Source organism: Streptomyces sp. NPDC058525 (assembly GCF_042719495.1).
In the GTDB taxonomy this organism is placed as follows: domain Bacteria; phylum Actinomycetota; class Actinomycetes; order Streptomycetales; family Streptomycetaceae; genus Streptomyces.
In genome coordinates this window covers 1-16,488 of the sequence record NZ_JBHXNP010000104.1, presented here as the reverse complement: position 1 = coordinate 16,488, position 16,488 = coordinate 1, and the positions used below count along the sequence as shown (strand labels likewise).

At 71.5% G+C, this 16,488-nt stretch carries 16 protein-coding genes; 3 read left to right on the top strand and 13 right to left on the bottom strand.

The genetic code is table 11. The features are described 5' to 3' along the window. Positions 1 to 129: 129 nt before the first annotated feature. The 5 genes from ACFWP3_RS34320 to ACFWP3_RS34300 all read right to left on the bottom strand — a co-directional run bounded on the left by ACFWP3_RS34320 (position 130) and on the right by ACFWP3_RS34300 (position 5,844). Positions 130 to 1,797: a uroporphyrinogen-III synthase gene (locus tag ACFWP3_RS34320; protein ID WP_384228997.1), complete on the bottom strand. Its 1,668-nt coding sequence runs from the start codon at positions 1,795 to 1,797 to the stop codon at positions 130 to 132. Continuing rightward, on the bottom strand, positions 1,794 to 2,762 hold the full coding sequence (gene hemC / locus ACFWP3_RS34315) for a hydroxymethylbilane synthase (protein WP_384228994.1): 969 nt from the start codon (positions 2,760 to 2,762) through the stop codon (positions 1,794 to 1,796). Before hemC ends, ACFWP3_RS34320 begins: the two co-directional genes overlap by 4 nt. Then, positions 2,759 to 4,486, bottom strand: coding sequence for a glutamyl-tRNA reductase (locus ACFWP3_RS34310; protein ID WP_384228992.1), 1,728 nt, complete (start codon positions 4,484 to 4,486; stop codon positions 2,759 to 2,761). The genes hemC and ACFWP3_RS34310 overlap by 4 nt, the downstream gene beginning before the upstream one ends. After that, positions 4,483 to 5,292, bottom strand: coding sequence for a redox-sensing transcriptional repressor Rex (locus ACFWP3_RS34305; protein WP_384228990.1), 810 nt, complete (start codon positions 5,290 to 5,292; stop codon positions 4,483 to 4,485). Before ACFWP3_RS34305 ends, ACFWP3_RS34310 begins: the two co-directional genes overlap by 4 nt. 273 nt (positions 5,293 to 5,565) lie before the next feature. Further along, positions 5,566 to 5,844 carry a glutaredoxin family protein gene (locus ACFWP3_RS34300; protein ID WP_384228988.1) on the bottom strand — a complete coding sequence of 93 codons (279 nt, stop codon included), beginning with the start codon at positions 5,842 to 5,844 and terminating at the stop codon, positions 5,566 to 5,568. 80 nt (positions 5,845 to 5,924) lie between these two features. Here ACFWP3_RS34300 and ACFWP3_RS34295 point away from each other — a divergent pair, with 80 nt between their 5' ends. From ACFWP3_RS34295 to ACFWP3_RS34285, 3 genes are all read left to right on the top strand, one after another. Then, the gene (locus ACFWP3_RS34295; protein ID WP_384228986.1) at positions 5,925 to 6,890 is read left to right on the top strand and encodes an HAD family hydrolase; all 966 of its coding nucleotides are present in this window, start codon (positions 5,925 to 5,927) and stop codon (positions 6,888 to 6,890) included. A gap of 419 nt (positions 6,891 to 7,309) precedes the next feature. Next, on the top strand, positions 7,310 to 8,125 hold the full coding sequence (locus ACFWP3_RS34290; RefSeq protein ID WP_361752542.1) for an ECF subfamily RNA polymerase sigma factor, BldN family: 816 nt from the start codon (positions 7,310 to 7,312) through the stop codon (positions 8,123 to 8,125). A 236-nt stretch (positions 8,126 to 8,361) separates the two neighbouring features. Then, the gene (locus tag ACFWP3_RS34285) at positions 8,362 to 9,579 is read left to right on the top strand and encodes a DUF5667 domain-containing protein (protein ID WP_384228983.1); all 1,218 of its coding nucleotides are present in this window, start codon (positions 8,362 to 8,364) and stop codon (positions 9,577 to 9,579) included. A gap of 91 nt (positions 9,580 to 9,670) precedes the next feature. Here the strand turns inward: ACFWP3_RS34285 and ACFWP3_RS34280 are convergent, their stop codons facing one another. From ACFWP3_RS34280 to ACFWP3_RS34245, 8 genes are all read right to left on the bottom strand, one after another. Beyond that, positions 9,671 to 10,651, bottom strand: coding sequence for a lysophospholipid acyltransferase family protein (locus tag ACFWP3_RS34280; protein WP_384228980.1), 981 nt, complete (start codon positions 10,649 to 10,651; stop codon positions 9,671 to 9,673). Continuing rightward, complete coding sequence (locus tag ACFWP3_RS34275; protein WP_384228978.1) at positions 10,651 to 11,727, bottom strand: NAD-dependent epimerase/dehydratase family protein; 1,077 nt, start codon at positions 11,725 to 11,727, stop codon at positions 10,651 to 10,653. The genes ACFWP3_RS34280 and ACFWP3_RS34275 overlap by 1 nt, the downstream gene beginning before the upstream one ends. A 95-nt stretch (positions 11,728 to 11,822) precedes the next feature. Then, positions 11,823 to 11,921 carry a 30S ribosomal protein bS22 gene (locus tag ACFWP3_RS34270; RefSeq protein ID WP_003948845.1) on the bottom strand — a complete coding sequence of 33 codons (99 nt, stop codon included), beginning with the start codon at positions 11,919 to 11,921 and terminating at the stop codon, positions 11,823 to 11,825. A 121-nt stretch (positions 11,922 to 12,042) separates the two neighbouring features. Next, positions 12,043 to 12,252: a helix-turn-helix domain-containing protein gene (locus ACFWP3_RS34265; protein ID WP_008738568.1), complete on the bottom strand. Its 210-nt coding sequence runs from the start codon at positions 12,250 to 12,252 to the stop codon at positions 12,043 to 12,045. 114 nt (positions 12,253 to 12,366) lie between these two features. Then, positions 12,367 to 13,197: a phosphatase gene (locus ACFWP3_RS34260; protein WP_384228976.1), complete on the bottom strand. Its 831-nt coding sequence runs from the start codon at positions 13,195 to 13,197 to the stop codon at positions 12,367 to 12,369. An 85-nt stretch (positions 13,198 to 13,282) separates the two neighbouring features. Continuing rightward, entirely contained in the window at positions 13,283 to 14,431 is a 1,149-nt protein-coding gene (locus ACFWP3_RS34255) for an acetoin utilization protein AcuC (protein WP_384229034.1), read from the bottom strand. Further along, entirely contained in the window at positions 14,403 to 15,623 is a 1,221-nt protein-coding gene (locus ACFWP3_RS34250; protein WP_384228974.1) for an MFS transporter, read from the bottom strand. The genes ACFWP3_RS34255 and ACFWP3_RS34250 overlap by 29 nt, the downstream gene beginning before the upstream one ends. 43 nt (positions 15,624 to 15,666) lie before the next feature. Next, the gene (locus ACFWP3_RS34245) at positions 15,667 to 16,320 is read right to left on the bottom strand and encodes an HAD family hydrolase (RefSeq protein WP_384228972.1); all 654 of its coding nucleotides are present in this window, start codon (positions 16,318 to 16,320) and stop codon (positions 15,667 to 15,669) included. Between the last annotated feature and the right edge of the window lie 168 nt (positions 16,321 to 16,488).

The following is a 16,488-nucleotide window of genomic DNA, read 5'->3' as shown; positions in this document are numbered from 1 at the left end:
CCGCCTGCGCGATCACGGCCGTCCCAAACGGGCCGCAGGGCCCGGTGCGACGCGGATCACACACGGAAGGGCCCGGGTGCGCACCGCACCCGGGCCCGTCTCGCCTGCTCTCCTGCCGCGCTAAGCCGCTCACGTCGTACGACGCCGCCGCGCCCCCGGCCGCCGCTCGCTCGGCCGGAACACCGTCTCGCCGGCCTCCTTGGCCGCCTCGCGGCGCGCCGCACCGTACTCGGCCAGCGCCTCCGCCAGCTTGCTCACGCTCGGCTCCGGCGACAGCACGTCCACGCGCAGCCCGTGCTCCTCCGCGGTCTTGGCCGTCGCCGGCCCGATACACGCGATGACGGTCACGTTGTGCGGCTTCCCCGCGATCCCGACCAGGTTGCGGACCGTGGAGGAGGACGTGAAGAGCACGGCGTCGAAACCGCCGCCCTTGATCGCCTCACGCGTGTCCGCCGGCGGCGGCGACGCGCGCACCGTCCGGTAGGCGGTGACGTCGTCGACCTCCCACCCGAGCTCGATCAGCCCGGCGACCAGCGTCTCGGTCGCGATGTCGGCCCGCGGCAGGAACACGCGGTCGATCGGGTCGAAGACCGGGTCGTACGGCGGCCAGTCCTCCAGCAGCCCGGCCGCGGACTGCTCCCCGCTCGGCACCAGGTCCGGCTTCACACCGAACTCCACCAGCGCGGCAGCGGTCTGCTCGCCCACCGCGGCGACCTTGATGCCCGCGAAGGCCCGCGCGTCGAGCCCGTACTCCTCGAACTTCTCGCGCACCGCCTTGACGGCGTTGACCGAGGTGAAGGCGATCCACTCGTAGCGGCCCGTCACCAGGCCCTTCACGGCCCGCTCCATCTGCTGCGGGGTCCGCGGCGGCTCCACGGCGATCGTCGGCACCTCGTGCGGCACCGCGCCGTACGAACGCAGCTGGTCGGAGAGCGAGGCGGCCTGCTCCTTCGTGCGCGGTACGAGGACCCGCCAGCCGAACAGCGGCTTCGACTCGAACCAGGCCAGCTCCTCGCGCCGCGCGGCGGCGCTGTGCTCACCGACCACGGCTATGACCGGCCGGGCGCCCTCGGGAGAGGGGAGCACCTTGCCCTGCTTGAACACCTGGGCGATCGTGCCCAGCGTCGCGGACCAGGTGCGCTGGCGCGTGGTCGTACCGGCGACGGTCACCGTCAGCGGGGTGTCGGGCTTGCGCCCGGCGCCCACCAGCTCGGCGGCGGCCGCCGAGACCGTCTCCAGCGTCGCGGAGACGACGAGGATCCCGTCGCTCGCCCCCACCTCGCTCCAGCAGCGCGCCGACGCGTTCTTCGCGTCCACGAACCGCACGTCGGCGCCCTGCTTGTCGCTGAGCGGCACACCGGCGTACGCGGGCACGCCGACGGCCGTCGCGACACCCGGCACCACCTCGAAGGGGATGCCGGCCGTGGCGCAGACGAGCATCTCCTCGGCCGCGTTCCCGTCGAGACCGGGGTCACCGGTCACGGCACGCACGACCCGCCTGCCGGAGCGTGCGGCCTCCATGACAAGATTGGCGGCGTCGCGGATCACCGGGACCCCGGCGGCTGCTGACATTTCGTCAGCGACCGTCAGCTGCGGCGTGTCGACACCCGCGCGCGCATGCGTCCGTACGACGTCGAGCACCTCGGGCTCCGCGATCAGTACGTCCGCGGCGGCGAGTGCCTCGACGGCGCGCAGCGTCAGCAGACCCGGGTCGCCGGGGCCGGCACCGAGGAAGGTGACGTGTCCGTGGGCGGCGAGTGCCGGGAAAGCGGAGGTGGTCGGACTTGAGGGGTTCAAAGCGATCGCTCCCCCATCAGACCGGCCGCGCCCTTGGCCAGCATCTCGTCCGCGAGTTCGCGGCCGAGAGACATGGCCTCGTCGTACGACTGGGGCACGGGACCGGTGGTGGACAGCTGCACCAGCGTCGAGCCGTCGAGGGTTCCGACGACGCCGCGCAGGCGCATTTCATTGACAATCTGCCCGTCGGCCAAAAGGTCGGCGAACGCGCCCACGGGTGCGCTGCAGCCGGCCTCCAGGGCGGCGAGCAGGGAACGCTCGGCAGTCACGGCGGCCCTGGTGTGCGGGTCGTCGAGTTCGCCGAGCGCGGCGATGAGGTCCGTATTGGACGCGAGGCACTCCACGGCCAGGGCACCCTGGCCGGGAGCGGGCAGCACGTGGTCGACCGACAGCAGGTCGGTGGCCTCGTCACTGCGCCCGATCCGGTTCAGACCGGCGGCGGCGAGCACGACGGCGTCGAGCTCCCCGTCCCGTACGAACCCGATGCGGGTGTCGACGTTGCCGCGGATCGGCACCGTCTCGATCCGCTTGCCGAGCGCGCGGGCGTAGTGGTTGAGCTGGGCCGTCCGCCGCGGCGAACCGGTACCGATCCGGGCGCCGTCGGGCAGCTGCTCGAAGGTCAGACCGTCCCGGGCGACGAGCGCGTCCCGCGCGTCCTCGCGCCGCGGCATGGCCGCGATCACCAGCTCGTCGGGCTGCGCCGTCGGCAGGTCCTTCAGCGAGTGCACGGCGAAGTCGACCTCGCGGCGCAGCAGCGCGTCGCGCAGGGCCGTGACGAACACGCCGGTCCCGCCGATCTGCGCGAGGTGCTCGCGCGAGATGTCGCCGTACGTCGTGATCTCCACGAGCTCGACGGGCCGGCCGGTGACCGCCCGTACCGCCTCGGCGACGTGGCCCGACTGGGACATGGCCAGCTTGCTCCGCCGCGTACCGAGCCGCAGCGGCTGGTCGGGACGTGTGTTCATGATGCCCGTCCTGGGTCGTCGTCGTTCAGGGGATCGGCCGCGTCTGCCCGGCTGACGGAAGCCACCGTCTGAGGGTCGAGGTCGAAGAGTTCGCGCAGCGCCTCGGCGTACCCGGCGCCGCCGGGCTCGCTCGCGAGCTGCTTGACGCGCACGGTCGGCGCGTGGAGGAGCTTGTCGACGACGCGGCGCACGGTCTGGGTGACCTCGGCCCGCTGCCGTTCGTCGAGATCGGGCACCCGCCCGTCGAGCCGCGCCACTTCCATGGCCACGACCTCGGCCGCCATGGCCCGCAGGGCGACGACGGTGGGCGTGATGTGCGCGGCCCGCTGGGCCGCGCCGAAGGCCGCCACTTCCCCGGCGACTATCGTGCGCACCGCGTCGACGTCGGCGGCCATCGGGGCGTCCGCGGACGCCTCGGCGAGGCTCTCGATGTCGACCAGCCGTACGCCGGGGATCCGGTGCACGGCGGCGTCGATGTCCCGGGGCATGGCCAGGTCCAGCAGCGCCAGCCGCGCGCCGCTCGCGCCGTCGGCGTGCGTACGGGCACCGCGCCGGGGCTGCCGCTGCGCGGCGGCCTCGCCCTGGTCGGCCCAGGTCCCGTGCAGCTCGAGCGAACTGGCGTCGACCCCGGTCAGCGCGGCCCGCCCATCGGGCCCCACGGGACACCCCTCGGGCTCGACGGCACTGATGGTCCGCGCAGCCCCGGCATCAGCAAGCCGGCCGTGCGTCAAGGCCGCCGCAGCCAGCCGAGCCACGACGTCGTCCGCGTCCAACGCGGCGGCGGGGGGCACATCCAGCCCCGCCGGCGTTTGAGGCGCGGGGTCCGGGGCGGAGCCCCGATCTTCCAGCCCCTCCGGCGTTTGAGGAGCGGGGTCCGGGGCGGAGCCCCAGGACACGGCGGCGAGCACGTCCTCGACGCTCAGCACCAGCCCAGTGGCACCCGTGCACGAGACGACCACATCGACTCGTGTCAGCTCATCCGCCACCGAAGCCATGGCAACGGCGGAAGCCTTCACCCCGGTGCCCGAGGCAACCAGAATCTCCGCCAGCCGCTCCGCCCGCTCGGCGGTCCGGTTCGCGACCACGATCTCCGCGACCCCGACCCGCGCCAGCGTCGCCGCGGCCAGCGAGGACATCGACCCGGCCCCGATCACCAGCGCCCGCTTCCCGGCGGCCCACTCCCCCACCGGCACCCGCGCCCCGGCGAGCTGCTCGAGCCCGAAGGTGACCAGCGACTGTCCGGCCCGGTCGATCCCGGTCTCGGAGTGCGCCCGCTTGCCGACCCGCAGCGCCTGCTGGAACAGGTCGTTGATCAGCCGCCCGGCGGTGTGCAGTTCCTGCCCCAGCGCCAGCGCGTCCTTGATCTGGCCGAGGATCTGCCCCTCGCCCACGACCATCGAGTCCAGCCCGCACGCCACCGAGAACAGGTGGTGCACCGCCCGGTCCTCATAGTGCACGTAGAGATACGGAGTGAGCTCCTCCAGAGCCACCCCGCTGTGCTGAGCCAGCAGCGTGGACAGCTCGGCGACACCGGCGTGGAACTTGTCCACGTCCGCGTACAGCTCGATCCGGTTGCACGTGGCGAGCACCGCCGCCTCCGCCGCCGGCTCGGCGGCGAGGGTGTCGTGCAGCAGCTTGGCCTTGGCGTCCGCGGACAGCGAGGCACGCTCCAGCACGCTGACGGGCGCACTGCGGTGGCTCAGCCCTACGACGAGCAGACTCATGCCGGCATCACCGCCGGCACGTCACCCTCGGGCCCGCCCTTGCGCGCCTCGGCGGCGGCCCGCCCGGCCGGCGGCACCACGGCCGCCGCGGGGGCCGCGCCGCCCACGGAGGAGCCGCCCTCGGCAGCAGCGGCGGCGGCTTCCTCGCCGGCCTTGCGCTGCTCGTGGAAGGCGAGGATCTGGAGCTCGATGGAGAGGTCGACCTTGCGCACGTCCACGCCGTCGGGCACGGAGAGCACAGTCGGTGCGAAGTTCAGGATGGAGGTGACACCGGCCGCGATCAGCCGTTCGCTGACCTGCTGCGCGGCGCCGGCCGGCGTCGCGATGACGCCGATCGAGACCCCGTTCTCCTCGATGATCTTCTCCAGCTCATCGGTGTGCTGCACGGGGATCCCGGCCACCGGCTTGCCGGCCATCGCCGGGTCGGCGTCGATGAGCGCGGCGACGCGGAAACCGCGCGAGGCGAAGCCGCCGTAGTTGGCGAGGGCCGCGCCGAGGTTGCCGATGCCGACGATGACGACCGGCCAGTCCTGGGTCAGCCCGAGTTCGCGGGAGATCTGGTAGACGAGGTATTCCACGTCGTAGCCCACGCCGCGCGTGCCGTAGGACCCCAGGTACGAGAAGTCCTTGCGCAGCTTCGCGGAGTTGACTCCGGCGGCGGCCGCGAGCTCCTCGGAGGACACCGTGGGCACCGATCGCTCGGAGAGCGCGGTGAGGGCGCGCAAGTACAGCGGAAGCCGGGCGACAGTGGCCTCGGGAATACCTCGGCTGCGGGTCGCCGGTCGGTGAGTTCGGCCAGTTGCCACGATGCTCCTGCGGGATGAGCGGGGCTGCAGGCGGCCACTTGTCCCAGGACCGCCCCGTCGACAGCAGGCTATGCCTTTGTGAACGCGTGCACAAAGATTGTGTCCAATTTGTCCGACCAAAGTGACCGGGGTCACGCAACCTCGGTACAGAAGAGCGGAACCAACGGCACGCCGAACCCGTTCAAATCCCAAGGGGGGCAAAACCGTACACACTCCTCACAGATACGCCCCCGAGACCCCACAAATCGCCCATGATGGTAACCGGGAGAGGGGTCAGCTCCCCAATGCCCGCCGCAGCCGGTCCGGGTTCACCCTCCAGAAGGTGTGCTGCTCCCCGTCGACCAGCACCACGGGAATCTGCTCCCAGTGCAGCCGGTACAGCTCCTCGTCCTGCGAGATGTCCTTCTTCTCCCACTGCGCACCGGTCTCCGCGCAGATCCGCTCGATGACCTCCTGCGCGTCATCGCACAGATGGCACCCCGGCTTCCCGATGAGCGTCACCATCCGGTCGGCGGGACGCTTCTTTTCCTTGCGTCGCAACAAAGGGCTCATGACCTCATTCTCCCGAAGTGTTAACGCCTCCGTTTCCCACCGGTTCGAGAACTCCCGAACACAGTGGCTATGCTCGCCGCATGGCCGCTCTCGGATGGCTCACCCCCCGTAGACGCTCCGCAAGCGCGCGGAGCGTGCTGGCAGGCGAGGCCTCGGCCGAGGCCGCCCGGAAGACCGCGCTGGCCGAAGCCCCACCGCTCACGGAGCCCGATCTCGACACCGACCTCGAGGCCCTCGCGGAAGAAGGGGAAGAGGCGGAGTTCCCCGTCGCGGGCGACGACCTCGCCGCCGCCTTCTTCGACCTCGACAACACCGTCATGCAGGGCGCCGCGATCTTCCACTTCGGCCGCGGCCTGTACAAGCGCGAGTTCTTCCGCCGCCGCGAGCTCGCCCGCTTCGCCTGGCAGCAGGCCTGGTTCCGGCTCGCCGGGGTCGAGGACCCCGAGCACATGCAGGACGCCCGCGACAGCGCCCTGTCCATCGTCAAGGGCCACAAGGTCTCCGAACTGATGGCCATCGGCGAGGAGATCTACGACGAGTACATGGCCGAGCGGATCTGGCCGGGCACCCGCGCCCTGGCCCAGGCCCACCTCGACGCCGGCCAGAAGGTGTGGCTGGTCACCGCCGCCCCCGTCGAGACGGCCACGATCATCGCCCGCCGACTCGGCCTGACCGGCGCCCTGGGCACCGTCGCCGAGTCCGTGGACGGGATCTACACCGGCCGCCTGGTCGGCGAACCGCTGCACGGCCCCGCCAAGGCCGAGGCGGTCCGCGCCCTGGCCGGCGCCGAGGGCCTGGACCTCGAACGCTGCGCCGCGTACAGCGATTCGCACAACGACATCCCGATGCTGTCGTTGGTCGGACATCCGTACGCGATCAATCCCGACACAAAACTGCGCAAGCATGCCCGCACCAACGACTGGCGGCTGCGCGACTATCGGACCGGCCGCAAGGCCGTGAAGGTCGGCGTCCCGGCGGCCGCCGGAGTCGGCGCGATCGCGGGCGGCGCGGCCGCCGCCATCGCCCTGCACCGCCGCCGGAAGTAGCGCGGCCCCGGCCCACCGCCCGGGCCGGAACCCGCACCGGTCCAGGGCCCGCACCGGTGCCGACGCCACGGCCCGCGCCGCTCCGGCGCCCCTCCCGCCCCGGCCCCCGGCCGACCGGGCATTCCCCCAGCCCTACCCCCGGACGGGACCCGGCACTCCGGCCTGCCCGACTCGGTCGCGAGCCCCCATGGAAGCGTCCATTCCGCGCATCCAAGTGATCACCAACCGATCACCAACTGCGACTGAATATGCCCTCGACACGCAACGGAAGTGTCGGAACCGGTGATTTGCGCAACTGGGTGTAGCGCTGCCTGTACGAAGCGTTATTCTCCTCAAACGCATGCCACCGGCCATCTGTCGCCACGACGGGTGAACGGTCCCGCACTGCACGTGATGGAAGCTCTGCCTCTGGGAGTCCCGTGTACCCACCTGTCGGGGTTGACGCCTCGGGCCTGGCTACGCTGCGCGCAACGGTCCTCGACCACCTGCGCGGCTTCGTCCCCACCGCGTACGCCGTCCCCGCCTTCGCCGCCGCGGTCCCTGCCGGCCTCGGCCCGGCCGGTCCTTGCTATGCCCTGACCGACGGCGGAGCGACGGTGGGCAGACGAGGCCGCGCGGCCGGGGGCTCGAACGGCACCGCCGGCACGAGCACCCAGACCACCCCCCGCCGCCCCACCGCGGACAGCGACCAGGCCCGCATGATGGACCTGGTCGAACGCGCCCAGGCCGGAGAGGCCGAGGCCTTCGGCCGCCTCTACGACCAGTACAGCGACACGGTCTACCGCTACATCTACTACCGCGTCGGCGGCAAGGCGACGGCGGAGGATCTCACCAGCGAGACCTTCCTGCGCGCCCTGCGCCGCATCTCGACCTTCACCTGGCAGGGCCGCGACTTCGGCGCCTGGCTCGTGACGATCGCCCGCAACCTGGTGGCCGACCACTTCAAGTCCAGCCGCTTCCGGCTGGAGGTCACCACCGGCGAGATGCTCGACGCCAACGAGGTCGAGCGCAGCCCCGAGGACTCCGTCCTGGAGTCCCTCTCCAACGCGGCCCTGCTGGAGGCCGTACGGAAACTCAATCCGCAGCAGCAGGAGTGCGTGACCCTGCGCTTCCTGCAAGGCCTGTCGGTCGCCGAGACCGCCCGGGTCATGGGGAAGAACGAGGGCGCCATCAAAACGCTCCAGTACCGGGCGGTGCGCACACTGGCCCGCCTCCTCCCGGACGACGCCCGCTGAACCCCTTCACACATCAACACAAACTCACATACATCCGGTGACCCCTCGATGACGCTGTGGTCCGATCATCCTTCGTCCGTAACCCAAGTGCCGCGACGCTCGTTGTGCGGAATGCAGACCCCCTGTGGACAAGCCCTGCCCGAAGCCGCTCACTCGAAAGTGTGGATGTGCTCAAGGAAGGCAACCTTCCGGACACCCTGGGGAGTCGATCGTCATGACGAGAGGAGGTGCCGCCAGTGATCGCGAACGTGACTCCGCACCGGCGGGCGAACGCCTTCGCCCAGGCCCTGGAGGATCGGACCCCGTCCGACCTTTCGGAACCGGACCCGGCGGCCGAGCAGTCCGAGGCACCTGCCGAACCTGCCGACCACGACCGGCTGTTGGCCCTGGCGAGCGTGCTCGGCGAACGAATGCCGCGCCCAGTGCTGGACCCAGAGGTCAAAGTGGTGCAGCGAGCCCAGCTCGTTGCCGCCATGGAGGCCATGGTGCTGGAGGAGAGGGCCGGGGGCGGTGCCGCCTCGGACCCTCAGGTGCCCGAACAGCGGACCGGCCGCGGCGCCCACCGGGCGACCTCGCTCCGGAAATTGCGGCCCCGCTCCCGCTGGTCCAAGGGCATCGCAGCAGGCGGTCTCACCGTAGGTGTGGCCGCGGGGGCCTTCAGCGGAGTGGCCGCTGCCAGTTCCGACGCCCTGCCCGGTGACCACCTCTACCCCGTGAAGCGGGGCATGGAGGACCTGAAGCTCGGGATGGCCGACGGCGATTCGGACCGGGGCGAGCTCTATCTCGACCAGGCCTCGAACCGCCTCTCGGAAGCCCGCAGGCTGATGGAGCGCGGCCGGGGCGGCAGCGTGCTGGACCACGAGGTCCTGGGCGAGATCCGCCGAGCACTGGCGGGAGTGAAGCACGACGCGGAAGAGGGCCACCGGCTCCTCCAGGCGGCCTACGAGCGGAACGGCGAGCTCGGCCCGATCCAGGCCCTGTCCTCGTTCTCCCGCTCCCACCGCGACGCGTGGGGCAAGCTCAAGGAGCGGCTCCCCGCGCAGCTCACGGACGTGGGAGGCGAGGTGGAGTCGGTCTTCCAGGCCATAGACGAAGACGTGGCGCCGCTCCAGGGCCTGCTCCCCAAGCCACCCGAGCAGACCCGCGGCTCCGGCTCCTCCGGCACCCCGGCCAAACCGGGCACCCCGAGCGGCAAGCAGCAGTCCCCACCGGCCGCCGGCACCCCGTCGGGCAACAGCCCCGCGTCGCCGTCCCCCTCGGGCACCAGCAGCAGGCCCGAGACCCCGGGCGGCCTCCTGGGCGGCACGGGCGACCTGCTGAACCCGCCCGCGGGCCAGTCCGCCCCGCCCTCCCCGGGCACCGCGGACCAGCCCAAGCCGGACATCACCCTCCCGCCCCTCCTCCCGGGCCTCCTGCCGGGCCTGGGCATCAACGCGGAGGACGCGGAGCAGTAGGACGACGCGGGGCGGGGCTGTTCACCACAGCCCCGCCCCGCGCCCACGTCCAGCAGAAGACCTCAGAAGAAGACCCTCAAGAAGAAGACCCTCAGAAGAAGACGGACCTGCGCTGCACCAGCAGCTTGTACAGCGTGTGCTGGATCTGCTCCCGCACCTGGTCCGTCAGGTTGAACATCAGCATGGGATCGTCCGCCGCCTCCGCCGCATACCCCGCGGTGGGGATCGGCTCGCCGAACTGGATCGTCCACTTCGTCGGCAACGGCACCGCACCGAGCGGCCCCAGCCACGGGAACGTCGGCGTGATCGGGAAGTACGGGATCCCCAGCAGCCGCGCGAGCGTCTTCGCGTTGCCGACCATCGGGTAGATCTCCTCCGCCCCCACGATCGAGCACGGCACGATCGGCGTACCCGCACGGAGCGCCGTCGACACGAACCCGCCCCGCCCGAAGCGCTGCAGCTTGTACCGGTCCCCGAACGGCTTCCCTATCCCCTTGAAGCCCTCGGGCATCACCCCGACCAGCTCCCCGGCCTCCAGCAGCCGTTGGGCGTCCTCCGCGCAGGCCAGGGTGTGGCCGGCCTTCCGGGCCAGCTCGTTGACCACCGGCAGCATGAACACCAGGTCCGCCGCGAGCAGCCGCAGGTGCCGCTGCGCCGGGTGCCGGTCGTGCACGGCCACCTGGAGCATCAGCCCGTCCAGCGGCAGCGTCCCCGAGTGGTTCGCCACGATCAGCGCACCGCCCTCCGCCGGGATGTTCTCGATGCCCTTGACCTCGACCCGGAAGTACTTGTCGAACAGCGGCCGCATCAGGGACATCAGGACCTGGTCCGTCAGCTCCTTGTCGTAGCCGAACTCGTCGACGTCGTACTCGCCGGTGACCCGCCGCCGCAGGAACGCCAGCCCGCCGGCGATCCGCCGCTCCAGGCCGCCGCCCGCCGGCTCCGGCTCCGCCGCCGGAGCGGGCACCGCCGGCTCCGCCTCCGGCTCGGGAGCGGACACCGCCCGCACCCTGCGGGGCACCCGCCGCCTCGGCCGGTCCTCGTCGAACGGAATGACCTTGGCGTCCGCCACTATCGCTTCGCTCCTTCAACCGCGTCCACGTCGACATCCTGGCCGTCCACCTTCAGCACGGCCGCCACCCGGTCCACGGCCCGCGCCGCCCGCTCCGGGGGCAGCAGCCCGCCCCCGCGGCTGCGCGCGAAGTCCGCGAAGGTCTCGGCGGTCGTGTACACCGGCTCGAAGCCGAGCACGTCCCGCATCTGCGAGGTCTCCACGACCCGGCCGTGCGTGAGGAGCCTTATCTGCTCCGGGGAGAAGTCGGTGATCCCGACCGCCCGCAGCGCCGACCCCACCCACGTCACGGCGGGCAGCAGCAGCGGCAGCGTGGGCCGCCCCAGCCGCCGCGAGCACTGCGACAGCAGCAGTACGCCGTCACCCGCGATGTTGAAGGTCCCGCTGTTCAGCGTCCCCCGCCGCGGCTCGTTCGCCGCCAGCCGCAGCACGTCGAGCACATCGTCCTCGTGGACGAACTGCAACCGCGGGTCGTAGCCCAGCACGGTCGGCATCACGGGGATCGAGAAGTACTCGGCCAGCGCCGAATCGGCGAAGGGCCCCAGGATGTTCGCGAACCGCAGCACGCACACCGCGACGTCCGGCCGCCTGCGCGCGAAGCCCCGTACATAGCCCTCGACCTCGGCGGCGTCCTTGGCGAACCCGCCCGCCGGCAGCGACTTCGGCTGCGTGGTCTCGGTGAAGACGGCCGGATCCCGCGAGGTGCCCCCGTACACACTGGTACTGGACTTCACCACGAGCCGCCGGACCGTCGGTGACTTCTGGCAGGCCCCGAGGAGCTGCATCGTCCCGATGACGTTCGTTTCCTTGACGGTGCTGTGCGCCCCGCCGGTCCCCACGCTGCCTCCGGTCACCGCCAGATGGACCACCGTGTCGACGGCGTGCTCGGCCAGCACGCGGGCGATCGCCGACTGCCTGATGTCCGTACGGACGAATTCGGCCGATCCGAGCCGGTGCGGCGGAGTCACCGCGTCGACCGCGATCACCCGCTCGACATCCGGGTCGCGCTGGATGCGGCGCACGAAGCGGCCACCCAGCTGCCGGGCAGCCCCGGTGACGAGTACGACCTTCCCCACGAGCTCAGCGCCTCCCTCGAAGAAGTCCCCCGGCTGCACCGCAGCCCCTCCACCAGAATGGTGGAGGGGCTGCGGAGAACACGTACAGCTGCCGTTTACTTCTTGTTACGGCGCTGGACGCGGGTGCGCTTGAGCAGCTTGCGGTGCTTCTTCTTAGCCATCCGCTTGCGCCGCTTCTTGATAACAGAGCCCACGACTACCCTCGCTCACTTCTCTTCATTCGGTGCGGGGCGTCGGGGCCCACACGACCTACGTCGGCCTAGCCTACCGTCCCGAGCTCCGAGCTTGTAATCCGAGGGCACGCCGAGGTCAGTCTCAGGCCGACTCCACCCCCACATAGGACTCTCGGAGGTACTCGTGAACCGCGTTTTCGGGGACCCGGAAGGACCGGCCCACCCGGATTGCGGGCAGATGACCGTTGTGCACCAAGCGGTACACGGTCATCTTCGACACTCGCATCACCGAGGCAACCTCCGCCACGGTCAGGAACTGAACCTCACTGAGAGGCCTCTCGCCAGCAGCCATGACACACCTTGACCTTCCGCGCATGACGGGCACCGGCTTCCCCTCCGGTTACTCCTCGTCGTCGCACGCTCACTCCCCAGAGTAGGGGCGCGTGATACGAGTGGGGAAGAGGAGCTACGGCCACTCCTGCCACCCCGACAGACTGGCCCGATTGAGCACATAGCGAGTAAGCGGTCGGTAGTAGTCCGCACGCACCGCGTCATCGATCGGAACGGCCACCGCCACCCGCCCCTCGGCCTCGCCGACGAACAGCGCGGGATCGTCCGTATCCGCCAGCCCGATCGCCTCCACACCCAGCTGACCAGCACCGCAGACCCATCCGTGATCCCCCACGACCAACTCCGGCAAGGGCCCGCCGGCCTCCGCCAGGGCCCCCAGCGCGAGCCGGACGGGCAGCGGCGAATGGGAGTGCGCGCCGGTGGCACTCCCCGGCGACCGCACGCCGGGCTCCCGCACCAGTGCGACCCCCCGTACGTAATCGATGCTGTACGTGCGTACGCCGAACCGGGTCGCCATGTCGACGCTCACCCCCTGCGCCGGAGTGAGGACAACACAGCCCGCCGCCGACATCGCCTCGGCCAACCCGGCGTAGAAGCCCAGGAGCCGGTGCGGATGCCCCGTCCCGAACAGCACCGGCGAGCGCGCCCCGACCGCCGCCCGCAGCCGTCCGGCGAAGGCCTCCAGCGCCTCCATCGTCCGCTCCGGATCGATCACGTCCGGCCCGCTGACGTGCGCCGGGTCCGCCGAGACACCGCACTTGTCCGCCATCAGCCTCAGCAGGTCACCCTCGCCCCACGCCCACTCCGGATCCAGCCCGAGCAGCACCCGTGGATCACCCGCCGCGAACAGACGGTAACTGCGCAGGCTCTCCTCCCGGGAGGTCGCGATGGGCCCGGCCAACCGGGCGGCCAGCAGATGCGCACGCAGCGCGGCGGAGCTCAACACCCTCCGATGCTGCCCCAACCCACCTGGCGGATCATCAATTCCGGAGAACCGCCCCACAGTTGGCGTAACGATGCATCCCGCATCGTCAGGTCAGCATCCCCCGCAGCGGGAACACCGCGCGCCGGGTCGCGAGGACGGCCTGATCCGTGCGGTCCGCCGGGTCGTAGCCCGCGTCCCAATCCCGCCACTCCGCGTCACGCCCGTCCGTCATCCGGGCCGGCGCCAGCTGCCGCGTCCGCGCGTACACCTCGTCCCGCCACGACGCCGGGACCAACGTCGCCGGGTCGATCGGCCGGTGCGCGGCGATCGCCACCAGATGCGTCCACGACCGCGGTACGACGTCCACCACCGCGTACCCGCCGCCGCCGAGCGCCAGCCACCGCCCGTCCGCGTACTCGTGCGCCAGCCGGTGGCAGGCCTCCTGCACGGCCCGCTGCGCGTCCAGCGACACCGCCAGGTGCGCGAGCGGGTCCTCGAAGTGCGTGTCCGCCCCGTGCTGGGTCACCAGCACCTGCGGCCGGAAGTCCGCCAGCAGCTCCGGCACCGTCGCGTGGAAGGCCCGCAGCCACCCCTCGTCCCCGGTCCCGGCCGGCAGCGCGACGTTCACCGCCGAACCCTCCGCCGACGCACCGCCCGTCTCCTCCGGCCAGCCGGTCTGCGGGAACAGCGTGCGCGGATGCTCGTGCAGGGAGACGGTCAGCACCCGCGGGTCGTCCCAGAACGCCGCCTGCACGCCGTCCCCGTGATGGACGTCCACATCCACGTACGCGACCCGCTCGGCCCCCAGTTCGAGCAGCCGCGCGATGGCCAGCGCCGCGTCGTTGTACACGCAGAAGCCTGCGGCCCCGCCCGGCATCGCGTGGTGCAGCCCGCCCGCGAAGTTCACCGCGTGCTCGGCCTCGCCCCGCCACACCGCCTCCGCGCCCGCCACCGACTGCCCGGCGATCAGCGCGGACGCCTCGTGCATGCCGTGGAACGCGGGATCGTCCATGGTCCCCAGCCCGTACGAGCCGTCGGCCACCCCCGGATCCGCGGACACCTCGCGCACCGCGGCGACGTAGTCCTCCCGGTGCACGAGCCGCAGCGTCGACTCCCCGGCCGCGCTGGCCGCCCGTACCTCCACGGCCCGGTCCAGCCCGAAGGCGCGCACCAGGCCCATGGTCAGTGCCAGACGCACCGGATCCATCGGATGACTCGGCCCGAAGTCATACCTCGTTACCGCCTCGTCCCACATCAACAGCCCGGTCACCGGCTCGCCGCTCATGCCCGACACCGTATCGGGCCTCCCGCGGTCCGAACGAGCGGGCATGGAACAGCGTGATCAGCACGAGGACCATCGGCACGAGCATGGCCCCCCGGTAGCTCCACGCGTCCCCGATCGCGCCCACGAGCGGCGAGCCGATCAGGAAGCCGACGTAGTTGAAGATGTTCAGCCGGGCTATCGCCGTGTCCGAACCGCCCGGGAACAGCCTCCCGGCGGCCGCGAACGTCTGCGGCACGATCACGCACAGCCCGAGCCCCAGCATCGTGAAGCCCAGCATCCCCACCCACGCGCCCGGCGCCGCCGCGACGACGGCGAACCCGCCGGCCGCGACCACCGTCCCGCCCCGCACCACGGCCGCGGCCCCGAACCGCCGCACGCCCAGGTCCCCGACGGCCCGCCCGATCAGGGTGGTGACCATGTAGACGTTGTACGGGACGGTCGCCAGCTGCTCGGAGCTGCCCAGCACGTCCTGAAGGTACTTGGCACTCCAGTTCGCCACCGTCGAGTCCCCGATGTACGCACACGCCATCACCAGGCAGAGCGGCAGCAGCAGCTTCGCACCGCCGGCCCCGAGCCCCTTCTCCCGAACCTCCTCGAAGGGCGCGTCCACGTACCTGCGGCTGCCCAGCAGGACCAGCGGCACCAGCACCGCCACGGCCGGCAGATAGCTCGAGAACAGGTCCAGACGCCAGTGCGCCCCGGCCCACGCGGCCGAGGCACCGACGATCCCCCCGAGGCTGTAGGCCGCGTGGAACCCGAGCATGATGCTGCGCCCGTGCTCCCGCTGGAGGCTGACCCCGAGCATGTTCATCGAGGCGTCCAGCGCACCCACCGACAGCCCGAACACCCCCAGGGCCAGCGCCACCTGCCACATCCGGCTGCCGGCCCCCACGCCGAGCAGCGCCAGCAGCACCACGGGCTGCGCCCACCGCAGCACGGTGCTGGGGGCCACCCGCTTCACCAAGTGCTCGGTGGCCACGCTCGCGACCCCGGCGAGCACCGGGACGGCGGCGAGGAAGGCGGGCAGCAGCCCGTCGGATATCCCGTACCGGTCCTGGATGGCCGGGATCCGGGTCACGAGCAGCGCGAAGGCGACGCCCTGCGCGAAGAAGCTGAGCCCCAGGGCACTGCGGCCGCGCCGCAGCCGCACATCAACCGTCATGGCGGGTCAGCGTAGGGCTCGTGGCTACCGGTGGGTAGAGCGATCACACGGGCAGTTGCAGAAGCCCCGGGAGTTGCTTCATGTCACCGAAGTACGCGGTGGCCCCGGGGAGCCGCTCGGCGGGCAGCATCGCGGTGAAGGCGAACACGTCCATCCCCGCGGCCATGGCGGCCTGGATGCCCAGCGGGCTGTCCTCGATGACGACGCACCGCGCGGGCTCCACGCCCATGGACCGGGCCGCGTGCAGGAACAGGTCGGGCGCCGGCTTGCCCTGGCCCACGTCCTGGGAGCTGAAGATCCACTCTTCCTCGAACCATCCGTCGAGTCCGGCCACCCGGTGCCCGACGCGGATCCGCTCATGACTGCCGGAGGAGGCCAGGCAGTATCCGGTCCCGTGGGCGGTCAGCTCCCCGAGCACTTCCTCCACTCCGGGCACCGGCCGCAGCTCCCGCTCGAAGCCGGCGACGGTCCGCTCGTGCAGCGTCACGTCGAAGTCCTCCGGCAGCCGCTGCCCCGTCCGCTCGAGAACGAGGTCGTGCACCCGGTGCACGGCGGAGCCCATGTAGTCGCGGAGCGAGTCCTCGTACGAGGTGGGGTGCCCGAGCTCGCTCAGGTACCCGGCGAGGATGCTGTTGGCGAGCGGCTCACTGTCCACCAGCACGCCGTCGTTGTCGAAGATGACGAGGTCATAGCCCATCCCCCAACCCTACGAGCCGTCAACCCGGATCCACGGTTACCCCATGCCGGGCATACGACGGATTCTGCCGGTGAACGCAGAAAAGCCCCGCACCGAACCCGTAAGGATTCGATGCGGGGCTTCCGCAATGATTGTTCGGCGGCGTCCTACTCTCCCACAGGGTCCCCC

Excerpts from the sequence above, each read along its gene's own strand:
- hemC (WP_384228994.1), bottom strand. The coding sequence starts at position 2,762 with ATGAACACACGTCCCGACCAGCCGCTGCGGCTCGGTACGCGGCGGAGC.
- ACFWP3_RS34310 (WP_384228992.1), bottom strand. The coding sequence starts at position 4,486 with ATGAGTCTGCTCGTCGTAGGGCTGAGCCACCGCAGTGCGCCCGTCAGC.
- ACFWP3_RS34300 (WP_384228988.1), bottom strand. The coding sequence starts at position 5,844 with ATGAGCCCTTTGTTGCGACGCAAGGAAAAGAAGCGTCCCGCCGACCGG.
- ACFWP3_RS34295 (WP_384228986.1), top strand. The coding sequence starts at position 5,925 with ATGGCCGCTCTCGGATGGCTCACCCCCCGTAGACGCTCCGCAAGCGCG.
- ACFWP3_RS34265 (WP_008738568.1), bottom strand. The coding sequence starts at position 12,252 with ATGGCTGCTGGCGAGAGGCCTCTCAGTGAGGTTCAGTTCCTGACCGTG.
- ACFWP3_RS34255 (WP_384229034.1), bottom strand. The coding sequence starts at position 14,431 with ATGTGGGACGAGGCGGTAACGAGGTATGACTTCGGGCCGAGTCATCCG.
- ACFWP3_RS34250 (WP_384228974.1), bottom strand. The coding sequence starts at position 15,623 with ATGACGGTTGATGTGCGGCTGCGGCGCGGCCGCAGTGCCCTGGGGCTC.
- ACFWP3_RS34245 (WP_384228972.1), bottom strand. The coding sequence starts at position 16,320 with ATGGGCTATGACCTCGTCATCTTCGACAACGACGGCGTGCTGGTGGAC.